At 68.6% G+C, this 22,782-nt stretch carries 15 protein-coding genes; 6 read left to right on the plus strand and 9 right to left on the minus strand.

From position 1 onward, the window contains the following. Positions 1-18 precede the first annotated feature (18 nt). Entirely contained in the window at positions 19-3,096 is a 3,078-nt protein-coding gene (locus FJ657_RS02285; RefSeq protein ID WP_181408832.1) for a glycoside hydrolase family 38 N-terminal domain-containing protein, read from the plus strand. Positions 3,097-3,168: 72 nt separating this feature from the next. Here the strand turns inward: FJ657_RS02285 and FJ657_RS02290 are convergent, their stop codons facing one another. From FJ657_RS02290 to FJ657_RS02300, 3 genes are read right to left on the minus strand one after another with little or no spacing between them, the layout of a single operon-like run. Beyond that, positions 3,169-3,990, minus strand: a complete 822-nt coding sequence (locus FJ657_RS02290; protein WP_255447088.1) for a carbohydrate ABC transporter permease — start codon at positions 3,988-3,990, stop codon at positions 3,169-3,171. Continuing rightward, positions 3,987-4,901, minus strand: coding sequence for a carbohydrate ABC transporter permease (locus FJ657_RS02295; protein ID WP_141162058.1), 915 nt, complete (start codon positions 4,899-4,901; stop codon positions 3,987-3,989). The genes FJ657_RS02290 and FJ657_RS02295 overlap by 4 nt, the downstream gene beginning before the upstream one ends. Continuing rightward, on the minus strand, positions 4,901-6,139 hold the full coding sequence (locus FJ657_RS02300; protein ID WP_141162059.1) for an ABC transporter substrate-binding protein: 1,239 nt from the start codon (positions 6,137-6,139) through the stop codon (positions 4,901-4,903). The genes FJ657_RS02295 and FJ657_RS02300 overlap by 1 nt, the downstream gene beginning before the upstream one ends. Before the next feature lie 107 nt (positions 6,140-6,246). Here FJ657_RS02300 and FJ657_RS02305 point away from each other — a divergent pair, with 107 nt between their 5' ends. Continuing rightward, complete coding sequence (locus FJ657_RS02305) at positions 6,247-7,305, plus strand: LacI family DNA-binding transcriptional regulator (protein WP_141162060.1); 1,059 nt, start codon at positions 6,247-6,249, stop codon at positions 7,303-7,305. 163 nt (positions 7,306-7,468) lie between these two features. Continuing rightward, positions 7,469-9,250, plus strand: coding sequence for a class I mannose-6-phosphate isomerase (locus tag FJ657_RS02310; RefSeq protein WP_255447089.1), 1,782 nt, complete (start codon positions 7,469-7,471; stop codon positions 9,248-9,250). A 16-nt stretch (positions 9,251-9,266) separates the two neighbouring features. On the opposite strand, the gene FJ657_RS02315 is transcribed toward FJ657_RS02310, so the two are convergent. Beyond that, the gene (locus FJ657_RS02315; RefSeq protein WP_141162061.1) at positions 9,267-10,154 is read right to left on the minus strand and encodes an ROK family protein; all 888 of its coding nucleotides are present in this window, start codon (positions 10,152-10,154) and stop codon (positions 9,267-9,269) included. 881 nt (positions 10,155-11,035) lie between these two features. On the opposite strand from FJ657_RS02315, the gene FJ657_RS17270 reads away from it, so the two are divergent. Continuing rightward, complete coding sequence (locus FJ657_RS17270) at positions 11,036-11,620, plus strand: glycoside hydrolase family 76 protein (protein WP_255447165.1); 585 nt, start codon at positions 11,036-11,038, stop codon at positions 11,618-11,620. 96 nt (positions 11,621-11,716) lie between these two features. Here FJ657_RS17270 and FJ657_RS02325 read toward each other — a convergent pair whose 3' ends face one another. The 5 genes from FJ657_RS02325 to FJ657_RS02345 all read right to left on the minus strand — a co-directional run bounded on the left by FJ657_RS02325 (position 11,717) and on the right by FJ657_RS02345 (position 17,917). After that, a complete protein-coding gene (locus FJ657_RS02325) occupies positions 11,717-13,441 on the minus strand; it encodes a beta-galactosidase (RefSeq protein ID WP_141162063.1) in 1,725 nt (574 codons plus the stop codon). Further along, positions 13,438-14,223 carry a carbohydrate ABC transporter permease gene (locus FJ657_RS02330; protein WP_181408833.1) on the minus strand — a complete coding sequence of 262 codons (786 nt, stop codon included), beginning with the start codon at positions 14,221-14,223 and terminating at the stop codon, positions 13,438-13,440. Before FJ657_RS02330 ends, FJ657_RS02325 begins: the two co-directional genes overlap by 4 nt. Positions 14,224-14,351: 128 nt before the next feature. Further along, entirely contained in the window at positions 14,352-15,284 is a 933-nt protein-coding gene (locus FJ657_RS02335; RefSeq protein ID WP_141162065.1) for a carbohydrate ABC transporter permease, read from the minus strand. Further along, complete coding sequence (locus FJ657_RS02340) at positions 15,277-16,506, minus strand: sugar ABC transporter substrate-binding protein (RefSeq protein WP_141162066.1); 1,230 nt, start codon at positions 16,504-16,506, stop codon at positions 15,277-15,279. The genes FJ657_RS02335 and FJ657_RS02340 overlap by 8 nt, the downstream gene beginning before the upstream one ends. A 34-nt stretch (positions 16,507-16,540) precedes the next feature. After that, the gene (locus FJ657_RS02345) at positions 16,541-17,917 is read right to left on the minus strand and encodes a GH1 family beta-glucosidase (RefSeq protein WP_141162067.1); all 1,377 of its coding nucleotides are present in this window, start codon (positions 17,915-17,917) and stop codon (positions 16,541-16,543) included. Positions 17,918-18,018: 101 nt separating this feature from the next. On the opposite strand from FJ657_RS02345, the gene FJ657_RS02350 reads away from it, so the two are divergent. Both FJ657_RS02350 and FJ657_RS02355 read left to right on the plus strand, forming a co-directional pair. Then, positions 18,019-18,660, plus strand: a complete 642-nt coding sequence (locus FJ657_RS02350; RefSeq protein WP_141162068.1) for a TetR/AcrR family transcriptional regulator — start codon at positions 18,019-18,021, stop codon at positions 18,658-18,660. Between the two features lie 117 nt (positions 18,661-18,777). Further along, positions 18,778-22,734, plus strand: coding sequence for a carbohydrate-binding protein (locus FJ657_RS02355; RefSeq protein ID WP_181408834.1), 3,957 nt, complete (start codon positions 18,778-18,780; stop codon positions 22,732-22,734). Positions 22,735-22,782 lie beyond the last annotated feature (48 nt).

The raw sequence follows: 22,782 nt of genomic DNA on the forward strand, positions 1-22,782 counted from the left end.
GGACTGATCCAGCGGGCGGTGACATCCACCGGGACCGTCGGCGGCCGCGCTCTCCAGATCATCGGCGAGCCCCTCCTCGCGACCGTCGACGGCCGCCGTGTGCAGAGCCTCCGTGTGCTGTTCGGCGCCGGCGACGGGCCGGACGACGCCAGCACCGCCCCTCCCCAGATCGTCGTCACCGTCGACGGCGAGCGTGTCGACCGCGCAACCCGGGCGGCCGAGCCCGGCAGCATCCGCGTACTGGTCGACACCGTCGCGTCGCAGACCGCAGCCCGATTGGCCGTGCCCTCGTGGGGCGACGACGAGATCGAGGTGGTCATCGCGCCGCAGCGCGAGTGGACGGTGCACATGGTGCACCACTCGCACTACGACTTCGGCTACACCGACCCGCAGGCCGAGGTGATGGCCGCTCAGCGCTCGTACCTCGACTCGGCGATCGACCTGATCGAGCAGACCGCCGACTGGCCCGAGGCATCCCGCTTCCGCTGGAACTCCGAGGCGCTCTGGGCCGTCTCCGACTGGGAGTCGCACCGGCCGCAGGCCGTGGTCGACCGCTTCATGCAGCTCGTCAAGCAGGGCTCGATCGGCCTCAGCGCGATGCCGTACAACCTGCACACCGACGTGTGCTCCACGGATGAGCTGCGCGAGCTGATGCGCGAGGCCCGTCGCCTGCGCGACCGCTACGGCATCGAGTTCACCTCGGCGATGCAGACCGACGTGCCCGGTCAGGTCGCAGGGCTGCCCGACGCGCTCAACGAGATGGGCGTGCGCTACCTGTCGGTGGCGCACAACTGGGCCGGGCGCTCGGAGCCGCACACGCACGGCGCGATCAACCACCCGCGCCTGTTCCGCTGGCGCACGCTCGCCGGCGGGGAGGTGCTGGTCTGGATGACGGACAGCCCGCACGGCCTCGCCTACATGGAGGGCCCGATGCTGGGCTTCACCGAGGACTTCGCGCAGGTGCAGAAATACCTCCCCGCCTACCTGACCGCGATGAGCGAGCGCGGCTACCCGTTCCCGATCGGGGTGTTCGGCGCGCACGGCGAGACGATCGAGGGCCGCGACCCCTACCCGTGGGATGTCGTGCACATCCGCACGCAGGGCTTCATGGGCGACAACGGCCCGGCCCGTCGCCTGCTGTCGGAGATCGTGCGCGAGTGGAACGACACCTGGGATGCGCCGAAGCTGCGCGTGTCGACGAACCAGGACTTCTTCGAGGATGCGGAGCGCCGCGTGGGCGACGACCTCATGACGGTCGAAGGCGACTGGGGCGACTGGTGGGTCGAGGGCGTCGGTTCGGCCGCGGTGCCGATGGCGCTGATGCGGCGAGCGCAAGCGCAGGTCACCGACGCCCGGTCGATCTCGCAGCTGGCGGGATGGCTCGGCGGCGAGTCGTCGCCCCGCGAGAGCGCCGAGGCGCACGGCACCTACGACGCGATCTCGATGTTCAACGAGCACACCTGGGGCGCCGGCAACTCGTGGCTGCACAGCGACCACGGCTTCGACTCGGGCGAGCTGCAGTGGCGCTGGAAGGTGGCGCAGGCCCTCGTCGGCGAGCAGCGCTCGCGCGCCTCGGTCGACGAGTCGCTGTCGTACCTCGGCGCCGCCGTCGCGGCGGCCGACGACGCGCTCGCCAGCTTCGTGATCGTGAACCCGACGGGGCTCGTGCGCAGCGGAGTGGTCCGCCTGCTGCTGCCCGAGACCGTGGCATCGCTCGACGCGCAGGTCGATGTCGTCGACAGCCGCTCCGGGGACGCTCTCCCCCTCGCCGTCGAGGCGCAGAGCAACCACCCGCATCGCGAGTCGGGCCGCTGGCTGACCGTGCGGGTCGACGACGTGCCCGCGTTCGGAACGGTGCGCCTGGATGCCCGGGAGCGCGTCGGCGACGACTCGCCCCGCGCGATCGACGACCCGTCGCTCGCCGAGCCCGGCTACCCGTCTGAGGTCCCGATGGCCCAGCTGCTCCGGCTCGAGAACGACCACCTGACGGTCGTCGTCGATCTGCAGCGCTCGGGGATCTCCTCGATCGTCGAACGCGCGACCGGCCGCGAGCTGGTGCGCGCGGACGCGCTCGTGCCGTTCAACGGCTACGTCTATGACGAGTACGCGAGCTCGGGTGCCGGGTTCAATCACCTCGCGAACAAGCTCGCCACGAGCGACCGGCTCGAGATGCTGGCGACCCGGCAGATGGGGCTGCCGGCACGACTCGTCGAGCGACGCGACGACGCGATTGAGCAGCGGCTCGTGTACGAGTTCCGCGCCGCCGGCGCCGAGCGGGTGCGCGTGACCCTGCGACTGCGGCACGGCGACGCCCGGCTGCTGATCGAGAACAGCGTGGCCAAGCCCTCGGTGCTGATCAAGGAGAGCGCCTACTTCGGCTTCCCCTTCGCCGGCGACGACGCGCAGCTGCGCTTCGAGGTGTCGGGCAGCGTCACCGGCGCCGGACTCCCGAACATCCCCGGGGCCCCGCAGCACATGCGCGCGATGCGCGACTGGGTCACCGTCACGAGCGGCGACGACGTGGCGGTGTGGGCGACCCCGGATGTGCCGCTCGTGCAGCCGCACACGATCGCCGTGCCGTACTCGCCGTTCCCGCCGAGCACCTCCCCCTCCGAGCCCGGCACGGTGTACTCCTGGCTGCACAACAACCTCTGGGACACCAACTTCCCGATCGAGCAGGGCTTCGACTCGACGTTCCGCTACGCGGTCGGCGTGCGGGCGACTCGGCAGCAGTCGGTCGAGGAGGTGGCGATCGCCACGGCGGCCGAGCTCGTGCATCCGCTGCGCGCCGCCCGCGCCCGCGGCGGGCAGGACGCGCATCTGGGCACGCACTCCGGCCTCGGTCTCAGCGACGCCCGCGTCAAGCTGATCGCGGTCGTCGCCGACGACGAGGGCACCGGATCGATCGTGCGCCTGCAGTCGTTCGCCGATGAGCCGGTGCGACTGACGCTGACGCTCGGGCGCTCCGCCGTGTCGGCGACGCGCAGCACGTTCCTCGGCGACACGATCGCCGACCTCGTCGTGGGCGACGACGGCGACACGGTCACCGTGGAGCTGTCGCGGTTCGAGGCGACGGCGGTGCACCTCCGGTTCTGACCCGAACAGAGAAAGGGGCCCGGGTCGCGATCGCGACCCGGGCCCCTTTCGATGCGCCGACGAGCTCCTCGGTCAGTACTGTCCGAGCGCCAGTCCGCGCTGGAAGAAGCGCTGCGTGAACAGGAACAGCAGCGCCGTGGGGATCGACACGATGAGCGCCGCCGTGAGGATCACGGTGTATCCGGGCCCGCCTCCCTCGACCGACTGCAGCGCGTTGAGCAGCGGCATGACCGGCCGCGTCTCCGGGCTCTGGGTGAGGATGAGCGAGAGCAGCAGGTCGTTCCAGACCCAGGTCGCCTGCAGGATGAAGACGACCGCGAGCGCACTCGCCGACATCGGCAGGTAGATGCGGGTGAAGATCCGCCAGACCCCGGCGCCGTCGACGACGGCCGCCTCGAAGACCGACTCCGAGATGCCGCTGAAGAAGTTGCGCATGACGAACGCCGAGAACGGCGTCGCCACGACCGAGTAGATCAGCAGCATCCCGCCCTGGGTGTCGAACAGCCCGATGCGGGCGTAGACGTCGAACCAGGGCAGCACCATCATCTGCAGCGGGAACACCGTGCCGCAGAAGATCACGAAGAACCAGAAGAAGCCGTGCTTCACGCGCAGCACGATCACCGCGAAGCCGATCGCGGCGCCGAGCACGACGGCGATCGCCGGCGCGACCAGCGCGTAGAGCGCGGTGGCCGCGAGGCCCGAGGGCACGTCGGTTCCGGTGAAGACCTCGCCGACGTTGGCGAAGAGCGCGCCGATCGAGCCGGGCTCCCACAGCGCGTCGCCGGAGTAGTCGGCGACCGACTTGCCGGCGTTGGCGAGCAGCAGGTAGATCGGCACGAGCCAGATCAGCCCGAGCACGGCGAGGATCACCGTGCGCACGACACGTGAGATCACGAGCTCACCTCCGCGGTGATGCGTCCCGCATCCGAGCCGTTGCCGATGCTCAGCTGACGGCGCAGGTAGATCACCGACGCGGCCACGGTGATGACGCTGAGGAAGATCGCGACAGCCGAGCCGAGCCCGTAGTCGCTGTTCACGAAGGTGTCCTTATACATGGTCACGCCGAGGGTCTCCGAGACGCGGTTGGGTCCGCCCTGGGTCATCGCCTGCACGATGTCGAAGGTCTTCAGGCTGTTGACGATCGAGAGCCCGACGACGATCGTCGTGGAGGGGCGCAGCAGCGGCCAGACCATGGTGCGGAAGAGGGTGAAGCCGCTCGCCCCGTCGATGCGCGCCGCCTCGAGGGGCTCCTTCGGGATGGACTGCAGCCCGACCGTGAACAGCAGCGCGTTGACGCCGATGCCCTGCCACGACGCCGCCAGGATCATGACGACGGTGTTGAGCGGCGACTCCTGCAGCCAGCGCGTGTCGGAGCCCGGCAGCCCGAAGAAGGCGAGCGCCTGCGACAGCGCTCCCCCGTTCTGCAGCACGAAGCCGAAGAGCACGCCGACCGCGACGCCCGAGAGCGCATAGGGGATGAGGAAGGGGATGCGCAGGATGCCCGCCCAGCGCAGCCCGAACGACAGGTAGGCGATCAGCAGGCCGATCCCGACGGGGATGATCAGCGTGCCCACCACCCAGATCGCCGTGTTGACGAGCGAACCCAGGAACGCGGGATCCGCGAACATCTCCACGTAGTTCGCGCCGCCCACGAAGACGGGATCGGCCAGCCCGCCGTAGCGGGTGAAGCTCAGCACGAGGGTGTAGATCACCGGCAGGTAGAGCACGATGACCACCAGGGCGGCGCCCGGGCCGAGAAAGGCCCAGGCGCCGCGCTGGTAGTCGGTCGACGACTTCGAGGTCATCAGTGGTCGGCCCAGTACTTCTTCGCCACCTGCTCGATGCCCTTGAGGTAGGGCTCCGGGTCGCCGGGGTTCGTCATGAAGCCGGTGAACTGGTCGAGCGCGGCGGTGAGGATCGGCGTCGGCGTCGCCTCGTAGTAGCGCAGGTAGAAGTCGTACTTGTCGGGCTCGGCGAACTCCTTGCCGATGTCACGGAAGGTCTGCGTCGATGCGGTCGACTTGGGGTTGAACGGCAGGTTGCCCTGCTGCTTCGACCACGCGGTCTGCGCTTTCGCGCTCATCCACCACTGCGAGTACTTCAGGGCGTCGGCCTTCTGCGACGACTTGACGGTGGCGCACACCGGCGCCGTCTCGATCGCGACCGGCGTGCTGCCCTGGTCGGTGATCGAGGGGATGGGGAACGCGCCCCAGTCGTCACCCTCCTTGAGCACCTGGGAGATCGTGGAGGCGTACCAGGTGCCGAAGGGGATCATGGCGAGCTTGCCGTCTTTCATCTGCGTCTCGGGAGCGGTCTTCGATCCCGGGTCGCTGAAGAAGCCCTTCTTCTCCATGTCGAGCCAGACGTTCATCGCGTCGACGACACCGGGGTCGGTGTACGACGCCTTGCCCGCGGCGAGGTCCTTGTAGAGCTGCAGGTCGCTGCCGGCGAGGATGATCTGGAACCAGACGAACGCCCACGGGTTGCCGCCAGAGCTCCAGAACGGGGCGATGCCGTGCGACTTGAGCACCTCGGCGTTGTCCATGAGCTGCTGCCAGGTGGTGGGCACCTGCAGTCCGTACTCGGCGTAGGCGGCCTTGTCGTAGTACATGACCCAGTTGTCGACGCTGATCGGGGTGCAGTACTGCTTGCCGTCGATCGTGTAGAGGTCCTTCACCGATTCGGCGACGTCGCCCTTGGCGATCTCCTCTTTCCAGATGCTGCTGGTCTCGGCGACCAGACCCTGGTCGACCAGCTCCTCGAGCTGCCCGCCCGTGTGCCAGGTGAAGAGGGCGGGCGCCTTGCCGGTGCGCAGCGACTGCTTGACGAATGCGACGAAGGCGTCCTGGTCGGCGTAGGTGCTCGCGTCGAGCCCCATGTCGATCTGGTCCTGGGACACCTTCGAGAAGGCCTTGAAATCCCAGGACTTGTCGTTGACGAACTTCAGCTTGTCGGGAGATCCCCCCGACGCGGAGCAGCCGGCCAGCATGCTGACCGCCGCGACGGCGGCCGCCGCCAGCAGGAGGGGTTTCGGGAACCGCACGGGAACTCCTTCGTTCGGGGGCGATTGATATCGTTACCAATCGGCGGGAGCGTAACACCGCCTCGCGACGGAGCACAACGATCCGCGGCCTCCGATACCGTGACCCCATGAGCGCGACACCCGATCCGGTGGCCTCGCCGGCGGCCCGCCCGCCGACGCTACGCGACGTCGCGATCCTCGCCGGCGTCAGCCCGATGACGGTGTCGCGGGTCTTCTCGGGCAACCTCAATGTGCGCCCCGAAGTGCAGGAGCGCGTGCGGTCGGCGGCCGCCACCCTCGGCTATCGCCGCAACGAGAACGCCCGCAGCCTGCGGCCGGGCCATCGCTCGGGGCTCATCGGCGTGACGATCACGAACATCGCCAACCCCTACTACGCCGAGATGCAGCGGGGAATCGAGGAGGTCGCGGCCGAGCACTCGCGCCGCATCCTGATCGGCAACTCGAACGAGGATGCGGAGCTCGAGTCGCGCCTGGTCGCCGATTTCCTCGGCCGACAGGTCGAGGGCCTCATCGTGGTGCCATCGGGGTCAGCCGCCGACAGCACGCACCTGCGCGACGCCGCGCAGGGCGGAGTGCCCATCGCCCTCGCCTCGCGGGCCCTCGACGATCTCGACGTCGACACGGTGCTGGTCGACGACATCGGCGGCGCCTTCGCCGCGACCGACCGCATCCTCGCCGAAGGGCACACCCGTGTCGGATTCCTCGGCACTCAGGCCTCGGTCTTCACCGGGCGGCGACGACTGCAGGGATTCCGGGACGCCCACGCCGTGCGCGGCATCGCGATCGACGAGGATCTCGTGCTCGCCGGCCAGCGCGATGTGCAGTCGGCCGAGGCGGCGATGCAGGCGCTGCTGCAGCTCGCCGACCCGCCGACGGCCGTCTTCACCGCCAACAACCGCAACACCATCGGCGCGATCCGCGCCATCGAGCTCGATCGCCGCCGACGCCGCTCGGCCGCGCCGCTGCGCATCCGGCTGATCGGATTCGACTCGTTCGAGTTCGCCGATCTCTCCCCCGTGCCGCTTTCGGTGGTCGCGCACGACGCGCGCGAGCTCGGTCGCCGCGCGGCCACGATGCTGCTCGAGCGCATCGACGGGCTCGATCCGGCCGTCGCCGGTCGGGTGATCGAGCTGCCCGCGCGGCTGCAGGAGGTCCCGGCTCCCTGAGCCGGTCGTCCCGACGCGGCCTGGGACACGCGCCCGGATGGGTGGCTTGCGCCGCCTCCGATCCAAGATAACGTTATCAACCGGCGCGGACGCCATCCGGCTCGAACACCGCCGCCACCGAGCGAACGGAGTGCCGCCAGTGACGAGATATCTGCCTCGAGGCGTGCCGAAGGGGTCGTACGACACGCAGCCGGCCATCGACCTGCCGCCGACCGAGCCGGTCTGGAGCGGCGCCGACGTCTGGGCCGAACTCGGTGCGAGTTTCGAGGGCCCCGGCGCGGCGCTCGCCATCGACGCCTACCCGGGCGCCGACATCCCCGCCATCATCGCCGCGGCCCGCGCCGCGCTGCCCGACGCCCTCGTCATCGACGTCGAAGACGCCGCCGCTCTGCCGACCGAGCGCATCGACGAGCTGATCGGCGCGAATCTGACCGACGACCGGGTCTTCGGGGTCATGGGCCACCAGCGCCTCCCCGACTTCTACGATCCCGAGCGTCTCGCCGCGGTCGCCGACCGCATCCGCGACGCCGACCGCCGGGTCGTCGTCATCGGCTGGGGCGCCGCTCTCGTCCCCCACGACTTCCGCACCGTCGTGCTGGCCGACATGCCGCGCTGGGAGATCCAGACCCGGCAGCGTGCCGGTGCGCCGAACTGGCGCTGCGACAACGGCGGCGAGGATGCGCTGCGCAAGGTCAAGCGCGGCTTCTTCGTCGAGTGGCGCGTCGCCGACCGGCACAAGCGCGCACTGTTCCCTCGCCTCGACTACGTGCTCGACACGACGATCGACCTCGACCACGCGAAGCTGATCACGGCCGACACGTTCCGCCTCGGGCTGAGCACGGCGGCGTCGCGGCCGTTCCGGGTCGTCCCCTTCTTCGACCCCGGAGTCTGGGGCGGCCACTGGATGCAGGAGGTCTTCGACCTGCCGGCCGACGGCAACCTGGCCTGGTGCTTCGACTGCGTGCCCGAGGAGAACAGCCTGCTGCTGCGCGTCGGCGAGACGACGATCGAGCTCCCCGCGCTCGACCTCGTGTTCGCGCATCCGCGCGAGCTGCTGGGCGAGCTGACCTTCGCCCGCTTCGGCGCCGAGTTCCCCATCCGCTTCGACTTCCTCGACACGATGGCCGGCGGCAACCTCTCGCTGCAGGTGCACCCCCTGACCGACTACATCTCCGATGTCTTCGGCATGACCTACACGCAAGACGAGAGCTACTACCTGATGGATGCCGGCGAGGGAGCCGAGGTGTATCTCGGCTTGCGCGACGACGTCGAGCCCGAGCAGATGGCCGTTGCACTGCGCACGGCGGCGGCCGGCGGCCCCGAGTTCGCGGCGACCGACTTCGTCAACACCTTCCCGGCGCACAAGCACGATCACTTCGCCATCCCGGCCGGCACCGTGCACTGCTCGGGCGCGGATTCGATGGTGCTGGAGATCTCGGCGACGCCGTACATCTTCACCTTCAAGATGTGGGACTGGGGCCGTGTCGGTCTCGACGGCATTCCCCGCCCCGTGCACCTCGAGCACGCGCTGAACAACATCCAGTGGGATCGCGACACGCAGTGGACGCGCGACAACCTCGTCGCGCAGACCACGGAGGTCGCCCGCGGCGACGGCTGGGTCGAGGAGCGCACGGGCCTGCACGAGCTCGAGTTCATCGAGACCCGCCGGCACTGGTTCACCGACGTCGTGCCGCACGACACGCGCGGCACCGTCAACGTGCTCAACCTGGTCGAGGGCGCGGAGGCGATCGTCGAGAGTCCCGATGCCGCCTTCGAGCCCTTCGTGGTGCACTACGCCGAGACGTTCATCGTGCCGGCCGCGGTCGGCCGCTACACGATCCGCCCCCACGGGGCCGGGGAGGGGCAGCGGCTCGCGACGCTGAAGGCGTCCGTGCGCGCGACGGAGACGACCGCGACGAAGACGACGACCGCGGTGCGCGCCTGAGCCCGCGGGGCGGCGATCAGTCGCGGGCCGCGGCGATCGCCGCCCCGAGCAGGGCCGCGTCATCCCGGCGCTCCGCGGGTCGCAGGATCAGGTCGGCGAGCTCCGGCGCCGCGGTGAGCGCCGCGCGCAGCGGCGCGTCGATGAGATCCCACGAGCGCGACATCCCGCCGCCGATCACGAGCTCGTCGGCGCCGAACGCCGCCAGCGACGGGGCGAGCACCTCGCCGAGCGTGGTCATGGCGCGATGCCAGACGGCGCGCGCGACGGGATCGCCCGCGCGCGCGGCGTCGGCGACCTCGGCCACCGTGCGGCGGCGCCCGGTGCGCTCGAGGTGGTCGGCGATGATCGCGGCGGTCGATACCCGGGTCTCGAGCGGCTCGCCGTCCACCTGGAGCAGGTGCACCCATCCCGAGGGCGGCACGCCCGGGCCCGACTCGACCGGGCGGCCGTCGCGCAGGAACGCCGAGCCGACGCCGGTTCCGAGCGTGATCCCGACGAATCGGGCGGCTCGCCGGTCCGCGGCAGACCACTCACCGATGGCGAAGGCGGCGGCATCGTTGATGAACCGGATGCGCCGCGCGTCTGTACGCAGCAGCGCCGCGAAGGGCGACGCCAGCGGCACGCCGGCGATCGCCTCGAACTTGCCGACCCCGGCGAAGTCCCCGACGCCGCGCGCGTAGGCGAACGGCCCCGGCAGGGCGATCATCCAGGGCAGATCGGGCGTGTCGAGGGCGACGGCCGGCGCGACCATGGCGCGCAGCAGGTCGTCGCGCCCGGCGGCCGCATCCACGTGCCCTTCTGCTCGCGCCAGGATGTCCGGCGCCACGGGATCCCCTCCGACCAGGGCGGCGGTCGCGTGCGACCCCCCGATGTCCATGACTCCGGCGGCGGGACGGTCGGTCACTCTGGCTCCTTCAGTCGTCGGGATCTCCGCCGCGCCGTCCGAGCTCGGGCATCGGACGGCACGACCTGAGACGCGGGGACGATCGCGTCGCTCGGCGGGCTCGCGCCGCGCCTTGACACTAGCGCGATCATCGAACGGTTGTTAACGTTAACAACAGCAATCCGACGCCGGCGTCGTGACGAGCGACGCGGGCACGATCCGAGGAGCACAGATGCGTCCGTCTGTCACATTCGCCGCCCGGGCTGCAACCGCCGCCGCGACCATCGGAGTCCTCGCCTTCGCGACGCTCTCCTCCCCCGCCGCCTACGGTGCGCCGAGGCAGGGCGCCGCACCCGACGACACCCCACCCGGAACGCGCGCAGCGGCCGCCGACTGGGCGAATCGCGCGGCCGGCGCCTACGACGCCCTCCAGTCGAACCTCTTCCTCGGTTCGTCCGGACACGGCCTGTTCGTCGAGAACGCGCCGGTCCTCCCCGGCGAGAACCCGTACTCGTATCTGTGGACCTTCCGCGAGGCGACGGAGGCCGCGATGGATGTCGCCGACGTCCCCGGCGTCGGACGTCGCTACACCGCGGATGCCGCCGCGCGCTTCACGAGCCTGCAGTCGTATGCCGGATTCGACGCCGAGGGCTACCCGGGTTACGAGTCCGCCGTGGCGCCGCCGCTCGGCGGGGGCGGCGACGTGTTCTACGACGACAACGCGATCATCGGGCTCTCCTACTTCCAGCGCTTCCAGCGATCGCACGACCCCGCCGACCTCGCGCACGCGCGGTCGCAGCTCTCCGTCGTGCTGCGAGGCTGGGACACCGATCCCTCGGCCACGTGCCCCGGAGGTCTGAACTGGATCGCGTCGCCCGCCAACACCACCCGCCAGCGCGAACATCACGGGCCTCGGTGCGCAGCTCGCGGCGCACCTCTACGAGCAGACCCGCGACCCCGGCTACCTGGCGTGGGCCACCCAGCTCTACGACTGGAACGAGCGCTGCCTCAAGCAGTCCGACGGCCTCTACTGGAACAGCCGCGACGACGACGGATCGCTCAACCCGACGCTCTGGACCTACAACTCCGGAGCGATGATCGGCACGGCCACGATCCTCTATCGGGCGACGTCGGATGCGACCTGGCTGCAGCGGGCGACCGCCGCCGCCCAGGGTTCGCTCGACTATTGGACGGCCGAGAACCGCCTCTACGCCCAGCCGGCCGTGTTCAACGAGATGTACTTCGACGACCTGCTGCTGCTCGACTCCGTTCAGCACGATCCGCGGTACCGCGCCACCGTCGCGACGTACGCGGCTCAGATCTGGCGGGCGAACCGCGACGCGACGACCGGGCTGTACCGATTCGGACCATCGGGCGGAGGCGCGCCAGACCCCGCGACCCGCATCAGCACCCTCGAGCAGGCGGCCGTCGTGCAGATCATGGCCTCCCTCGCCTGGGACCGCACCCTCTACCACCGCATCGCCTGAGCGGCGGCTGCCTCTGTCGACCGACGACCGGTCGATGAGGGTGCGATCGCATCGCGCGGTCGCCGAGCTCGAGCAGGCGGCCCCGAGCGCATCCGGCTAGTCGCTTTCGTCGCCTCGTGACCGAGAGCGGTTTCGGGCGGATTCGGGGATCACCGCCGCCCGCGTCGATAGTGAGACGAAGAGCTGCACGGCTGATCCCGACGGCGGAATGCAGAAGACGCCGTCAGCGGAGCGGTCGACCGCGATGGCTTCGCCGCCATCCGCCGGTTCGAGGCGATGCCCGGCGTCGTCGAGTTCGACGGTGATGGTCGCGATAAGAGCCGCTGGAGTCCAGCGGACGACCCAGATCAGCGCTGCACCGCCTGGAGCGCGGTGGACTCGCACCAGGCATCCCGGTGCCGTCGTGCGAACGGATGGGGGCGAGAGCTCGGAGCCCTGGGGCGCGAGGTCGAACTGGTGTCCGCTCTCGAAGGCGAGATGCGCTTGCGTCTCGGCGTGTCCGTAGTCCTCCCGCGCCCGTGCGTCATCCCAAGGGGCAACGGGATGCGCCTGGGTCCCTCGCACTCGGTAGGCGCTGGCGCGCGCGGCGTCGGTCCACGCTATGGTGCGCGACGCCTCTGGCCGATAGCTCCGGAGGTGACCGACTGCCCGCAGCTGCCGGATGAGACGACGAGCTGCTTCCCCGACAGGGGTGATTCGGCCCTGAGGGTCGATGGGGGCCAACTCCCAGTTGTCACGATCCGCGAGCATGTACCAGTTGAAGCCCTGATACCCGAGAGCGAGCGACGCACCCCACCAGGCCTCGAGCTCGTGAGGAGTGGGATCGGGGTAATCGACGGACTCCCCCGGGGACCGCCAGATTCCCGCCTGCATCTCCGGGGCCCAGATCAGGGGCGATCCGCTGAGGCGCGCTTGCCCCGCGGCGATCGCCATGCCTGTGAGGTCGTCGCCGTCGAGCGGCGGGACGAAGTAGTGGTCTTCTCCGACCACGGTGCCCGGAAGCCCGGTGACGAGGACGCCGCCATCTTGTGGCCACCCGCGCACCGGATGGGTGTTCAGGTTGACGGATCCCGCGAGCCCCGGGGCTGACTTGCTCGTCACGTCGGCCAGCCATGTGAGGTAGTCGCGGATGTAGGTGCGCTGCCACCACTGCCAGGAGAGTTCGAGGTCGGTCGGTTCGGCTCGGCCGTGCACGCGAGGAGTCGGAGGTTCGGCGTCGGGGACGCCGAGTTGCGCGCGCCAGCTCTCGACGGCCTCCGGGTGATAGTCGAAGCCGTACATGCTGTCTTGGAAACCGACACTCGGTTCGTTGTCGTACTGGGTGGCGACGATCGGCCCGTCGGGCCCGGTGTAGTCCAGCAGGTCCTGCCAGACCGCGGTGATCCATTTCTCGACGTGGTCGCGGAAGCTGCGGCTGGCGTAGCTGGGCATGGGGTGTTTGAACGGCGGGTTGTAGCCCGAGACCGGTCGGCGCTGCCAGTCCAGCGCGATCATCGCGTCGTCGTCGACGATCCAGTCCGGGAACCCGCCATTGCGCTCCTCGGCGCAGATCCACGGTCCCGGCTTCAGGATCACGCGCAGCTCGTGCTGCCGACAGAGCTCGAGGAAGCGGTGGACGTCGAGTTCGGGGCCGTGGCGACCGCTGAGGTCGAAGGTGCCCGGATCCGGCTCGTGTCGGCGCCATGAGAGGTACGTGGCGATGGTGTCGAGGCCGAGCTCGCGCACGGCGCCGAGCACACTGTCCCAGTTGTCGGGATCGAGCCGCCAGAACTGCACCTCGCCGCTGATCGGAAGCGCGTCGTCAGGGAACACGGGGGTCATCCCTTGACACCTCCGGCGATAGCGCCGCCGAGAAGCCAGCGCTGGATGAACACGAAAAGCAGCAGCGATGGCAGCAGGACGAGCACGCTCATCGCGGAGACGTCGTTCCAGTGCACCTCGAATGCCGAGCTCAGCTGCGAGAGCCCGACGGGCAGGGTGCGACGGTCATCCGAGCTGGTGAAGGTGAGAGCGAAGATGAACTCCTCCCACGCTCCGATGAAGAGGAAGATGCCGGTGGCGACGACACCGGGTCGCGCTGCGGGCAGGACGACTGTGAAGAGGGCTCTGAACCAGCCGGCGCCGTCGATGCGCGCCGCCTCGTCGAATTCGCGTGGGATCTCGTCGAACGCCGTCTTCATCAGCCAGACCCCGAGCGGAGCGGACGAGGAGACGCCGGCGACGACGAGAGCGCCGACGGAGTCGTAGAGCCCTGTGGTCGAGACCAGCCAGAACAGGGGGATGATCAGCAGCACGCTCGGGAACATCTGCGTCATGACGAGCGCGATGAGGATGGCCCGCTTGCCGCGGATGGCGAATCGCGACAGCGCGTAGCCGCCGAGGATGCCGATGACCAGGCCCAGGCCGACGGTCAGGATCGCGACGATGACCGAATTGAGCACCCACGACCCGAAAGCACCTCGCGAGAGCACGTAGGCGTAGCTGGCGAGGGTCGGGTCGGCGGGCAGGATCGTCGGCGGGCTCTCGAAGATCTCCGTGCTGCCCTTGAAGGAGGCGAGTACGGTCCAGGCGACGGGGACGACGGCGAAGACGCCGATGAGCACGGCGCCGATCCGGGCGACGACCTTTCCGGCGCGATGCCGCGTGTGAGCGCGCCGGCGTCGCGGTCTCCGAGGTTCGCGATTCGGTGCCGGCGCGATCGCTCCGGGGGCCGGGCGGGCGAGGGTGTCGGTCATGAGAGTGCGTTCTTTCCGAGGGCGCGGACGTAGAGGAGCGATCCGGCTGCGACGATCGCGAAGAGGAATACGGATAGCGCGGACGCGTAGCCGAAATCGAAGCGCTGGAAGGCGTTCTTGTAGACGAAGGTGGTGAGGATGTCGCTGGCGCCGTTCGGACCGCCCTGTGTCATCACGTAGATCAGGCCGAAGTTGTTGAATGTCCAGATCAGCGACATGAGTGTGCTGAGCAGGATCACCGGCTTCAGCAGCGGGAGCGTGATCCAGAGGATGCGCTGCGGCAGCCGCGCGCCGTCCATCTCCGCCGCTTCGTAGACCTCGTCGGAGATCGCGGCCATGCCGCTGAGCAGCATGACCATGATGAATGGGAAGCCGCGCCACACATTGGTGACCATGACCGCGCCGAGAGCCGTCGACGGATCGCTGAGCCAGGCGTGCTTGAGCGAACCCAGCCCGACATTGTCGAGCACGTCGTTCAGCAGGCCGAACTGCGGCTGGTAGAGCCACCGCCACGACATCGCGCCGACGATGATCGGCGTCGCCCACGGGAGCACGTAGGTCGCCCGCAGCCAGGTCCACGCCTTACCCTGCAGGGCTTCTCGGACAAGCAGCGCGGCGATGAAGGCGAGCACGAACTGCAGCGCGACGGACCCGAAGGTCCAGACCGCGCTGTTGAACAGCACCGGTGCGAGCTCCTTGTCGGCGGCGATCTGCGCATAGTTGTCGAGCCCGGTGAACTGCCACCCGGCGTGGCGGCTCGGGTTGACGTCGAAGAAGCTCTCGGCGATGACGAAGACGATGGGGAAGCCGATCACGACGGCGGAGGCCAGGGTGATGGGCGTCAGCATCAGCCCGGGGGCGAGACGGTCGGCGAGGGGCCGGCGCCGCGTGCCGCGGACGCCGACCCCCCGGAAGGCGATGTCAGCCATTGAGCGCTTCGTCAGCCTTCTGAGCCGCCTGCTTCATCGCCTCGGACGGGGTGGACTCGCCCGAAAGACCGGCCGTGACGGCGTTGCCCAGAGCGGTATCGACGTCCGCGGCCCGGGCGACTGTCGGACGCGATCTCGATGCGTCGATGATCTTGCCGAAGGTCGCGACCGTGGGATCGGAGGCGAAGGCCTTCGAGTCGTAGAGCGACTTCTTCGCCGGGACGAACCCGAGCTTCTGCGCCCACTTCGTCTGCACCGCATCCGATCCGAACCACTTCAGGAATGCGGTGGCCTCGCTCTGGTGCTTGCTGTTCTTCAGCACGGAGAGATCCATCCCGCCGAGCACGGAGGCGCTCTTCTTGCCGGCCGGGAGGGGCGCGACTCCGAACTGCTCATCCGTCAGACCGGCGCTCTTGAGCGTGGAGGTCATATAGGGACCGGAGGTGAACATGGCGACGGTGCCGTTCGTGAACGGTCCGCGCACGTCGTCTTCGGTCGCGGAGGCCATTCCCGGAGGCATGGACGTCTTCTGCAGATCGGACCACAGCTGCAGCGCGCTGACGCCCTCGTCGGAGGCGAAGGCGGCCTTGTCGCCCTTCGAGTTCAGCACGTCCGCTCCCGATTGCCACAGCCACGGATAGAACTCGTAAGCTCCCCAGCCGCCAAAGAGGCCGATTCCGTACTTTCCATCGCCGCTGAGCTTCTTCGCGTCGGCCTTGAGCTCGTCCCAGGTGGTCGGGGGCGCCTCGATGCCCGCGGCCGTGAACATGTCCTTGCGGTAGTAGAGGGCCAGCGTGGATACGTCTTGAGGGAGCCCGTAGACGTGACCGTCGCGTGTCGCCGCGTCGAGGGTGTTATCGAAGTACGCGGACCGCGAGTCGAGGGCGTCGTCGATCGGTGCGAGGAAACCGCTCGCGGCGTACTGGGCCACCTTCGGCGGCTCGAGCCGGACGATGTCCGGCCCCTTCCCGGCGCTGATCTGGGTGACGAGCTTGTCGTAGTACGAGGCGTCGTTGTCGCGAACGAGCTTGATCGTGACGTTCGGATTGTCCTTCTCGTACTCGGCGGCGAGGGTCTTCATCTCGGCCGACTCGCTGTCGGAGAACTGGTTCTGGAAGGTCAGCTCGACCTTCCCTCCCGCGTCGCCGGAGCTGCCGGAGCATCCGGCGAGGCTGAGGCCGGCCACGGCGACGATGCCGAGCGCGGCGATGATCTTCTTCATTGAAGTGCTGCTTTCTGTTCGGGTGGTGGGCAGGTCAGGCGGAGAGCCCGCTCGCGGGCAGGGCGGCCTGCTGATGCGTGCGGATCAGAGAGCCGTAATGGCGAGCCGAATCCTTCGGGATGCGTTTCTGGGTGTGAAAGTCGACCCAGACCAGCCCGAAGCGTTTGTCGTAGCCCTCGGCCCACTCGTAGTTGTCGAGGAACGACCAGGCGAAGTAGCCGGCCACATCGACGCCGTCGGCCGCTGCGGCGTCGATCGCCTCGACATAGCCGCTGAGGTACTCGGATCGCTCCGGGTCATGCACCTCGCCGTCGGGGGTGACGTAATCGGTGAAACTGGCGCCGTTCTCGGTGATGTAGATAGGAAGGCTCGTGTATCGGTCCCGCACCTGGACGAGCACTCGGGTGAGCGCCGATGGCGTGATCGACCAACCGAAGGAGGTGTGCCGGCTGCCGCCAGGACGCTCCGACACCTCGGCCGGCCCGGCGCCGGGTGCACCGGCGACGATCACCTGCTGATAGTGGTTCACGCCGACGAAGTCGAGCGGCTGGGCGATCGTCTCCTCATCGCCCGGCAAGATCACCTCGCTCAGGCCATACGGGTCGAGGAGCGCGTGCACTTCGACGCCGTAGGCGCCGAGGAAGACGGGGTCGAGGAAGAGACCGTGGTTGAGCGCATCGAGGCGAGCGACGGCAGCGGCATCCCGCTGCGGATCGGCAGCCAGCAGATCCGCGATGATGTTGGTCACGCCGATGCGCGCGGCAGGGTTCGAGGCGCGGATGTCGGCCACGGCCATCCCGTGCGCGAGATTCAGGTGGTGCGCTGCTGCGACCGCGTCACGCCAATCGGTCCGTCCAGGCGCGTGGACACCGAGCGCGTAGCCGAGCACGGAGGCGCACCACGGCTCGTTGATGGTGATCCAGTCCTCGACCAGATCGCCGAGAGCGTCGGCGACGAGACCCGCATAGACAGCGAAGGCACGAGCGGTCCGCCGCACCGGCCAGCCGCCGGCGTCCTCGAGCTCCTGCGGCAGATCCCAGTGGTAGAGGGTCACGAAGGGGCGAATCCCCCTGTCACGCATTCCGCTCAGCAGCTGCCGGTACTCACGCACAGCTCGAGCGTCGAGTTCACCTTCGCCGCTCGGCTGCAGGCGCGGCCAGGAGAGCGAGAGCCGGTAGGCCGGAATGCCGAGATCGACGAGCAGGTCGAGGTCGTCCGCCCACCGATGCCAGTGGTCGCAAGCGACATCGCCCGTGTCGCCATGGTGTGTTCGTCCGGGCGTGTGGGAGAACACGTCCCAGATGCTCGGGGTGCGCGTGCCCTCTTCGACGGCGCCCTCGATCTGGTAAGCGGAGGTCGCGACACCCCAGACGAAGTCGGGGCGCAGGTGGTGCAGATCGGGTGACGTCATCGTCGTCCTTCGGGTCGAACTCGGTCGGTCGGCACAGCATGCCACATTTACTTACTGATCAGTAAGTCATTTCTTACACCTAGGATTGCGGGGGAGGTCGGATGAGCATTCCGGAGTACTGGCCAGCCCCCGCATCGTCGGGCGCAGCCAGAGCACAGCGCCCATCCCGCCGCAGCGGTCAGCGACGAGCCGAGATCCTGCGCGCCGCCACCGCCGTGTTCGGCGAGCGTGGATACGCGAACGGTTCGCTCAACGAAATCGCGGAGCGCGTCGGCATGACCCACGCCGGCGTGCTGCACCACTTCGGATCGAAAGAGCAGCTGCTCATCGCGGTGCTCGAGTATCGCGACGACGCCGATGTCGCCGAGCTCGAGGGGCATCACGCACCCCGGGGCGCCGCGCTGCTCGACCACCTCGTCGAAACCGCGCAGAACAACGCGGAACGGCGCGGGATCGTACAGGGATACACCGCCCTCCTGGGCGAGTCGGTCACCGAGGAGCACCCCGCGCGGCAGTTCTTCACCGATCGGTACACGGGTTTGCGCGACATGGTCACCAGCGCGATCGCCGATGCGACAGGGCGCTCCGCTGACGACCCGCTCGTGAGCAGCGCTGCGTCGGTCGTCATCGCCACGATGGACGGACTACAGACCCAATGGCTGCTCGATCCGAGCTCGGTCGATATGCGCGAGGCGGTGCGGCTCACCGTCGAAGCGCTGGTCGCGCGACTGCGGCAGGCCTGAACCGCGCTCGGTAGACCGCCCGTTACCTCGTTACCGTTTCGTTACTAGGTTACTGGCTTGTAAGTAATCTACGTTGTGGCTCGACGCTACGGGAGCGTCCACTCAATGAGGAGCATCATGAGACATCGGATCGCGCTCGCCATCACGGCGATCGCTGCACTCGCCGGCGGAGCACTCGCCGCCGTCGCGCCGCCGCCCAGCGCCGAAGCGGCGCCCTCGGGGGCCACCGTCAATGTCACCGCCACCAGCCTCGGTGGCGACCGACTCACTTCCAAGGCCGCACTGACTTTCTCGGCCCTCAGCGGTGCGCCCGACATCCGGGTCGACTCCAGCCGGCAGTTCCAGGCGATCGACGGCTTCGGCGGCACCTTCAACGAGGCCGGCTGGAATACGCTCAACCAGCCGAACGTCAGTGCGACGCAGCGCACCGCCGTTCTCAACCAGCTCTTCGCCCCCTCGGGCGCCGGCTTCAGCCTCACCCGGACCCCGATGGGTTCCGACGACTTCGCGATGACCCGGTATACCTACGACGACACGTCCGGCAACGCGGCGGACCCGTCGCTGGCGAGCTTCTCGATCGCTCACGATCTCAACGCGACCTCCGGTCTCGTGCCCTACATCAAGGCGGCGCAGACCGCCGCCGGAGGGAACTTCCGGATCATGGCCTCACCGTGGACGGCGCCGGCCTGGATGAAGAACAACAAGTCGTACTTCGGCACGCCGACGTCGACCGGCGACGCTTCGGTGCCGGCGTCGAACTACTCGGCTTACGCCTCATATTTCGCCAAGTACGTGGCCGCCTACGCAGCCCAGGGCATCCCGATCACCGATGTCTCGGTGCAGAACGAGCCGGAGAATCCGGCGAACTTCGAAGCCACCCTGTGGAGCGACGCGACGATGGCCGCCTTCGTCGGCGGCAACCTCGGACCGACGTTCGCCGCCCAGGGGACCGCAGCCCGCATCCGCGTCTACGAGCACAACCAGGACCATTGGTACTACCCGGCCAACATGCTCAACGATCCGGCGGTGAAGAAGTACGCCGCGGGCGCCAACTTCCACCCCTACGAGTGCGACTTCGGCATCAACTACTGCCTCGACGCCAACCTCGACCTCTTCAACCAGGCCGCACCGGGCTATTCGACCTGGATGAGCGAGCACACCGACCTCGGCCAGGCCGAGCCGAGCAACTACATCCGCGACGAGAAATGGAGCCGCGAGATCGTCAAGCAGCTCCAGCACGGTCAGGGCGGGTACATCTACTGGAACATGGTCCTCAACCAGAACGGCGGACCCGTCGAGTATCCGTCGGCGCCGCAGGAGCCCCTCGTCGAGGTCGACACCAGCGTGTCCCCCGCGACGGTCTCCTACATGCCGAAGTTCTACGCGCTCGCCCAGTTCTCCAAGTTCGTCCGGCCCGGCGCTCACCGAATCGGCTCCGAGGGCGGCGTCACGGGCAGCGACCTCGCCCAGACGGCGTTCGAGAACCCGGACGGCAGCCGCGCGCTCGTGATCGTCAACAGCGGCCCCGCGACCAACATCACCGTGGGCGAGGGCGCGAACGGATTCAGCGCCGCACTGCAGGCGCACTCCACGACGACCTTCACCTGGAGCGGTGCCGTCGACAGCTACTCGATCGACGCCGGCTCGACCGGATCGTGGACCGACGTCGCCGGCGAGCACTTCGGCCCGGACGCCTCGGTGACCGGCGGAACCGTCTCCACGGTCGCTGCCAGCGTCGACATCGACAACACCGCAGACGATGCTCTCTACCGTTCCACCCGCGACGGCACGTTCTCCTATGCGCTGCCCGTGCCCGGCGGACGGTACCGGGTGCAGCTCCTGCTCAGTGACAACACCTCGACCGCCGCCGGGCAGCGCGTTTTCAGCGTCAAGGGCGAAGGCGTCACCAAGGTGAGCGGGCTCGACGTCTTCGCGAAGGCGGGTGGTGGCAAGAAGGCGACCTCGACCTCCTTCGACCTCGCGGTATCCGATGGCGTCCTGAACCTCGCCACCGTCGCGGGCACAGGAACGCCCACGATCGCCGCGGTTCGCGTCACGCCGATCCCCACGTCAGGCACGCAGCACTCCTCGACCGTGCAGGGCGGAGTACCTGCCGGCTACACGACCGACACCGGCGTGCTGCCTGGCACGATCTTCGCGCAGGACTACAACGACGGCGGATCCGGAGTGGGGTATTCCATCGCCGCACCCCTCGCGTCGTCGACCGGCTACCGCACCGATGAGACCAACCTGGTCGCCACCTCCGACACGACGTACGGCGGAGGGCAGAACATCACCGGCCTCTCAGCCGGCGACAAGCTCAACTACACGGTCGACGTCGTCGCGGGCGGCAACTACGACATCCACGCTCGCGTCAAGTCGACGACAGGCACGGGAAAGTACCGGCTGCAGCTCGACGGCGTCGACATCGGCGGCGTCATCAATGTCGCCAACGCCTCCGGCGCCTGGGTGACAGCCCCGGATTACGGAGTCACCGTCCCCGCAGGCCAGCACACCCTGACCTTCGTGGTCGTCGCCGGCGGATTCGACCTGCGCTACCTCACGAGCGCACGTGTCAATTCGCTCGCCACGACGAGCGTCATCGAGGCCGAGGACTTCGGACCCGGCGGCGAGGGGGTCGGCTACCACGACAGCAATGCGGGCAACGGCAACACGACATATGCGGGTGCGCAGTTGCGCGGCTACTACCGCGGCGGCGATGTGGATCTCGAGCCCGCATCGTTCCAGACCTCGCAGCTGGACAACTACGACGTGGGCAGCACGGCGGACGGCGAGTGGCTGCGCTATGACGTGTATTCGCCGACCACGACCGCATATGACATCACGACACGCGTCGCCAGCGGCTTCAACTCCGGCCGCTTCCAGTTCGCGCTGGACTCGACATCGAACGTCATCAGCCCTGCCATCCTCAATGTGCCCAACACGGGAGGTTTCCAGACCTGGATCAGCGAGACGCAGAAGTTGACGATCCCGAGCGGACCGCACCAGCTGTACTTCCTGGTGACGCAGGGCGGATTCAACCTCGACCGGTTCGTGATCTCGCCCTCCGGGCAAGGCTGGGCGAAGACGGTCGGATTCGGATCGTCGTCGGCAGCCGGCCCCGGGATCGATCCGCTGACCTCACCGAACTCGCGCGGCTTCATCAAGAACGGCTACGCGGGCGCGTCCATCGCCTGCGGTCGCTCGCGCTGGAACCAGATCAACGACCTCGCCGACCGGCAGGGACTGCGCGATCAGTTCTACGACGCATCCTGCTCTGGCGACATCAGCGGGAGCATCGCGAATGCCACGAACTCCGACGGAACGACCAGTTCGGTCGGAGATCAGATCGCGGAAGCCTCCGCGGGCTACGCGACCGACCGCCCGGGGAGCGGCGCGCTCGGATCAGGAACGACCGCGGTGACGATCGCGATCGGCGCGAACGACGTCTACACGTCGACGGACGGCACCTTCGGCAGCTCGATCTACCAGGCCATCGACGCGTGCAGCAAGACCACGGTCTGCGTGGACGGGAGCGGACAGCCGACCGCGGTGGTCAACGGGAAGAAGACCGTCCGAGCGGGTGACATCACCGCCGCTGCGATGTCGAGGAACCTGCGTCCGATCGTGGATCAGATCCTGCTCGCCGCGCCGAACGCGCAGATCCGGTTCATCGGCTACCACGCCGCACTGGGCTCGGGAACCGTGTCGTGCCAGGATCCGTCGTCGACGCCCCAGTGGGGCTTCAGCAGCGCAGAGACGAGCTATCTGCAGGGGATCATCAACGCGCACAACGATGTCGAGAGCACGGTCATCGCTCAGATCCGCGCCGCCAAGGGCTTGAGCTCGGCGCAGCTGCAGTTCGTCGACATCCGCACCGAGACAGCCGCGCACAGCATGTGCGCGCCGCTGAACGCACGCTGGGTCGCACATCCGCAGAACGGACCGCTCGGGCAGGTCGTCGGAACGACGTCAGCCAGTCCGACACCGGACGGTGAATCGGCCGCCGCGCTGCACCCGAACCTCGCGATGCACGCCGTCGAGGCAGTGAAGGTGGCAGCGACGCTTCCTTGACACCGGGTGGCCATCGACGCGGGCGCCGGATTTTCGCAGTCCGGCGCC

Origin of the sequence: Schumannella soli (genome assembly GCF_006517435.1) — a bacterium.
Taxonomy (GTDB): domain Bacteria; phylum Actinomycetota; class Actinomycetes; order Actinomycetales; family Microbacteriaceae; genus Schumannella; species Schumannella soli.

What these genes read in the sequence shown, in the direction of transcription:
- FJ657_RS02350 (WP_141162068.1), top strand. Translation starts at nt 18,019, where the DNA reads ATGAGCATTCCGGAGTACTGGCCAGCCCCCGCATCGTCGGGCGCAGCC.
- FJ657_RS02340 (WP_141162066.1), bottom strand. Translation starts at nt 16,506, where the DNA reads ATGAAGAAGATCATCGCCGCGCTCGGCATCGTCGCCGTGGCCGGCCTC.
- FJ657_RS02295 (WP_141162058.1), bottom strand. Translation starts at nt 4,901, where the DNA reads ATGACCTCGAAGTCGTCGACCGACTACCAGCGCGGCGCCTGGGCCTTT.
- FJ657_RS02355 (WP_181408834.1), top strand. Translation starts at nt 18,778, where the DNA reads ATGAGACATCGGATCGCGCTCGCCATCACGGCGATCGCTGCACTCGCC.
- FJ657_RS02305 (WP_141162060.1), top strand. Translation starts at nt 6,247, where the DNA reads ATGAGCGCGACACCCGATCCGGTGGCCTCGCCGGCGGCCCGCCCGCCG.
- FJ657_RS02345 (WP_141162067.1), bottom strand. Translation starts at nt 17,917, where the DNA reads ATGACGTCACCCGATCTGCACCACCTGCGCCCCGACTTCGTCTGGGGT.
- FJ657_RS02335 (WP_141162065.1), bottom strand. Translation starts at nt 15,284, where the DNA reads ATGGCTGACATCGCCTTCCGGGGGGTCGGCGTCCGCGGCACGCGGCGC.
- FJ657_RS02325 (WP_141162063.1), bottom strand. Translation starts at nt 13,441, where the DNA reads ATGACCCCCGTGTTCCCTGACGACGCGCTTCCGATCAGCGGCGAGGTG.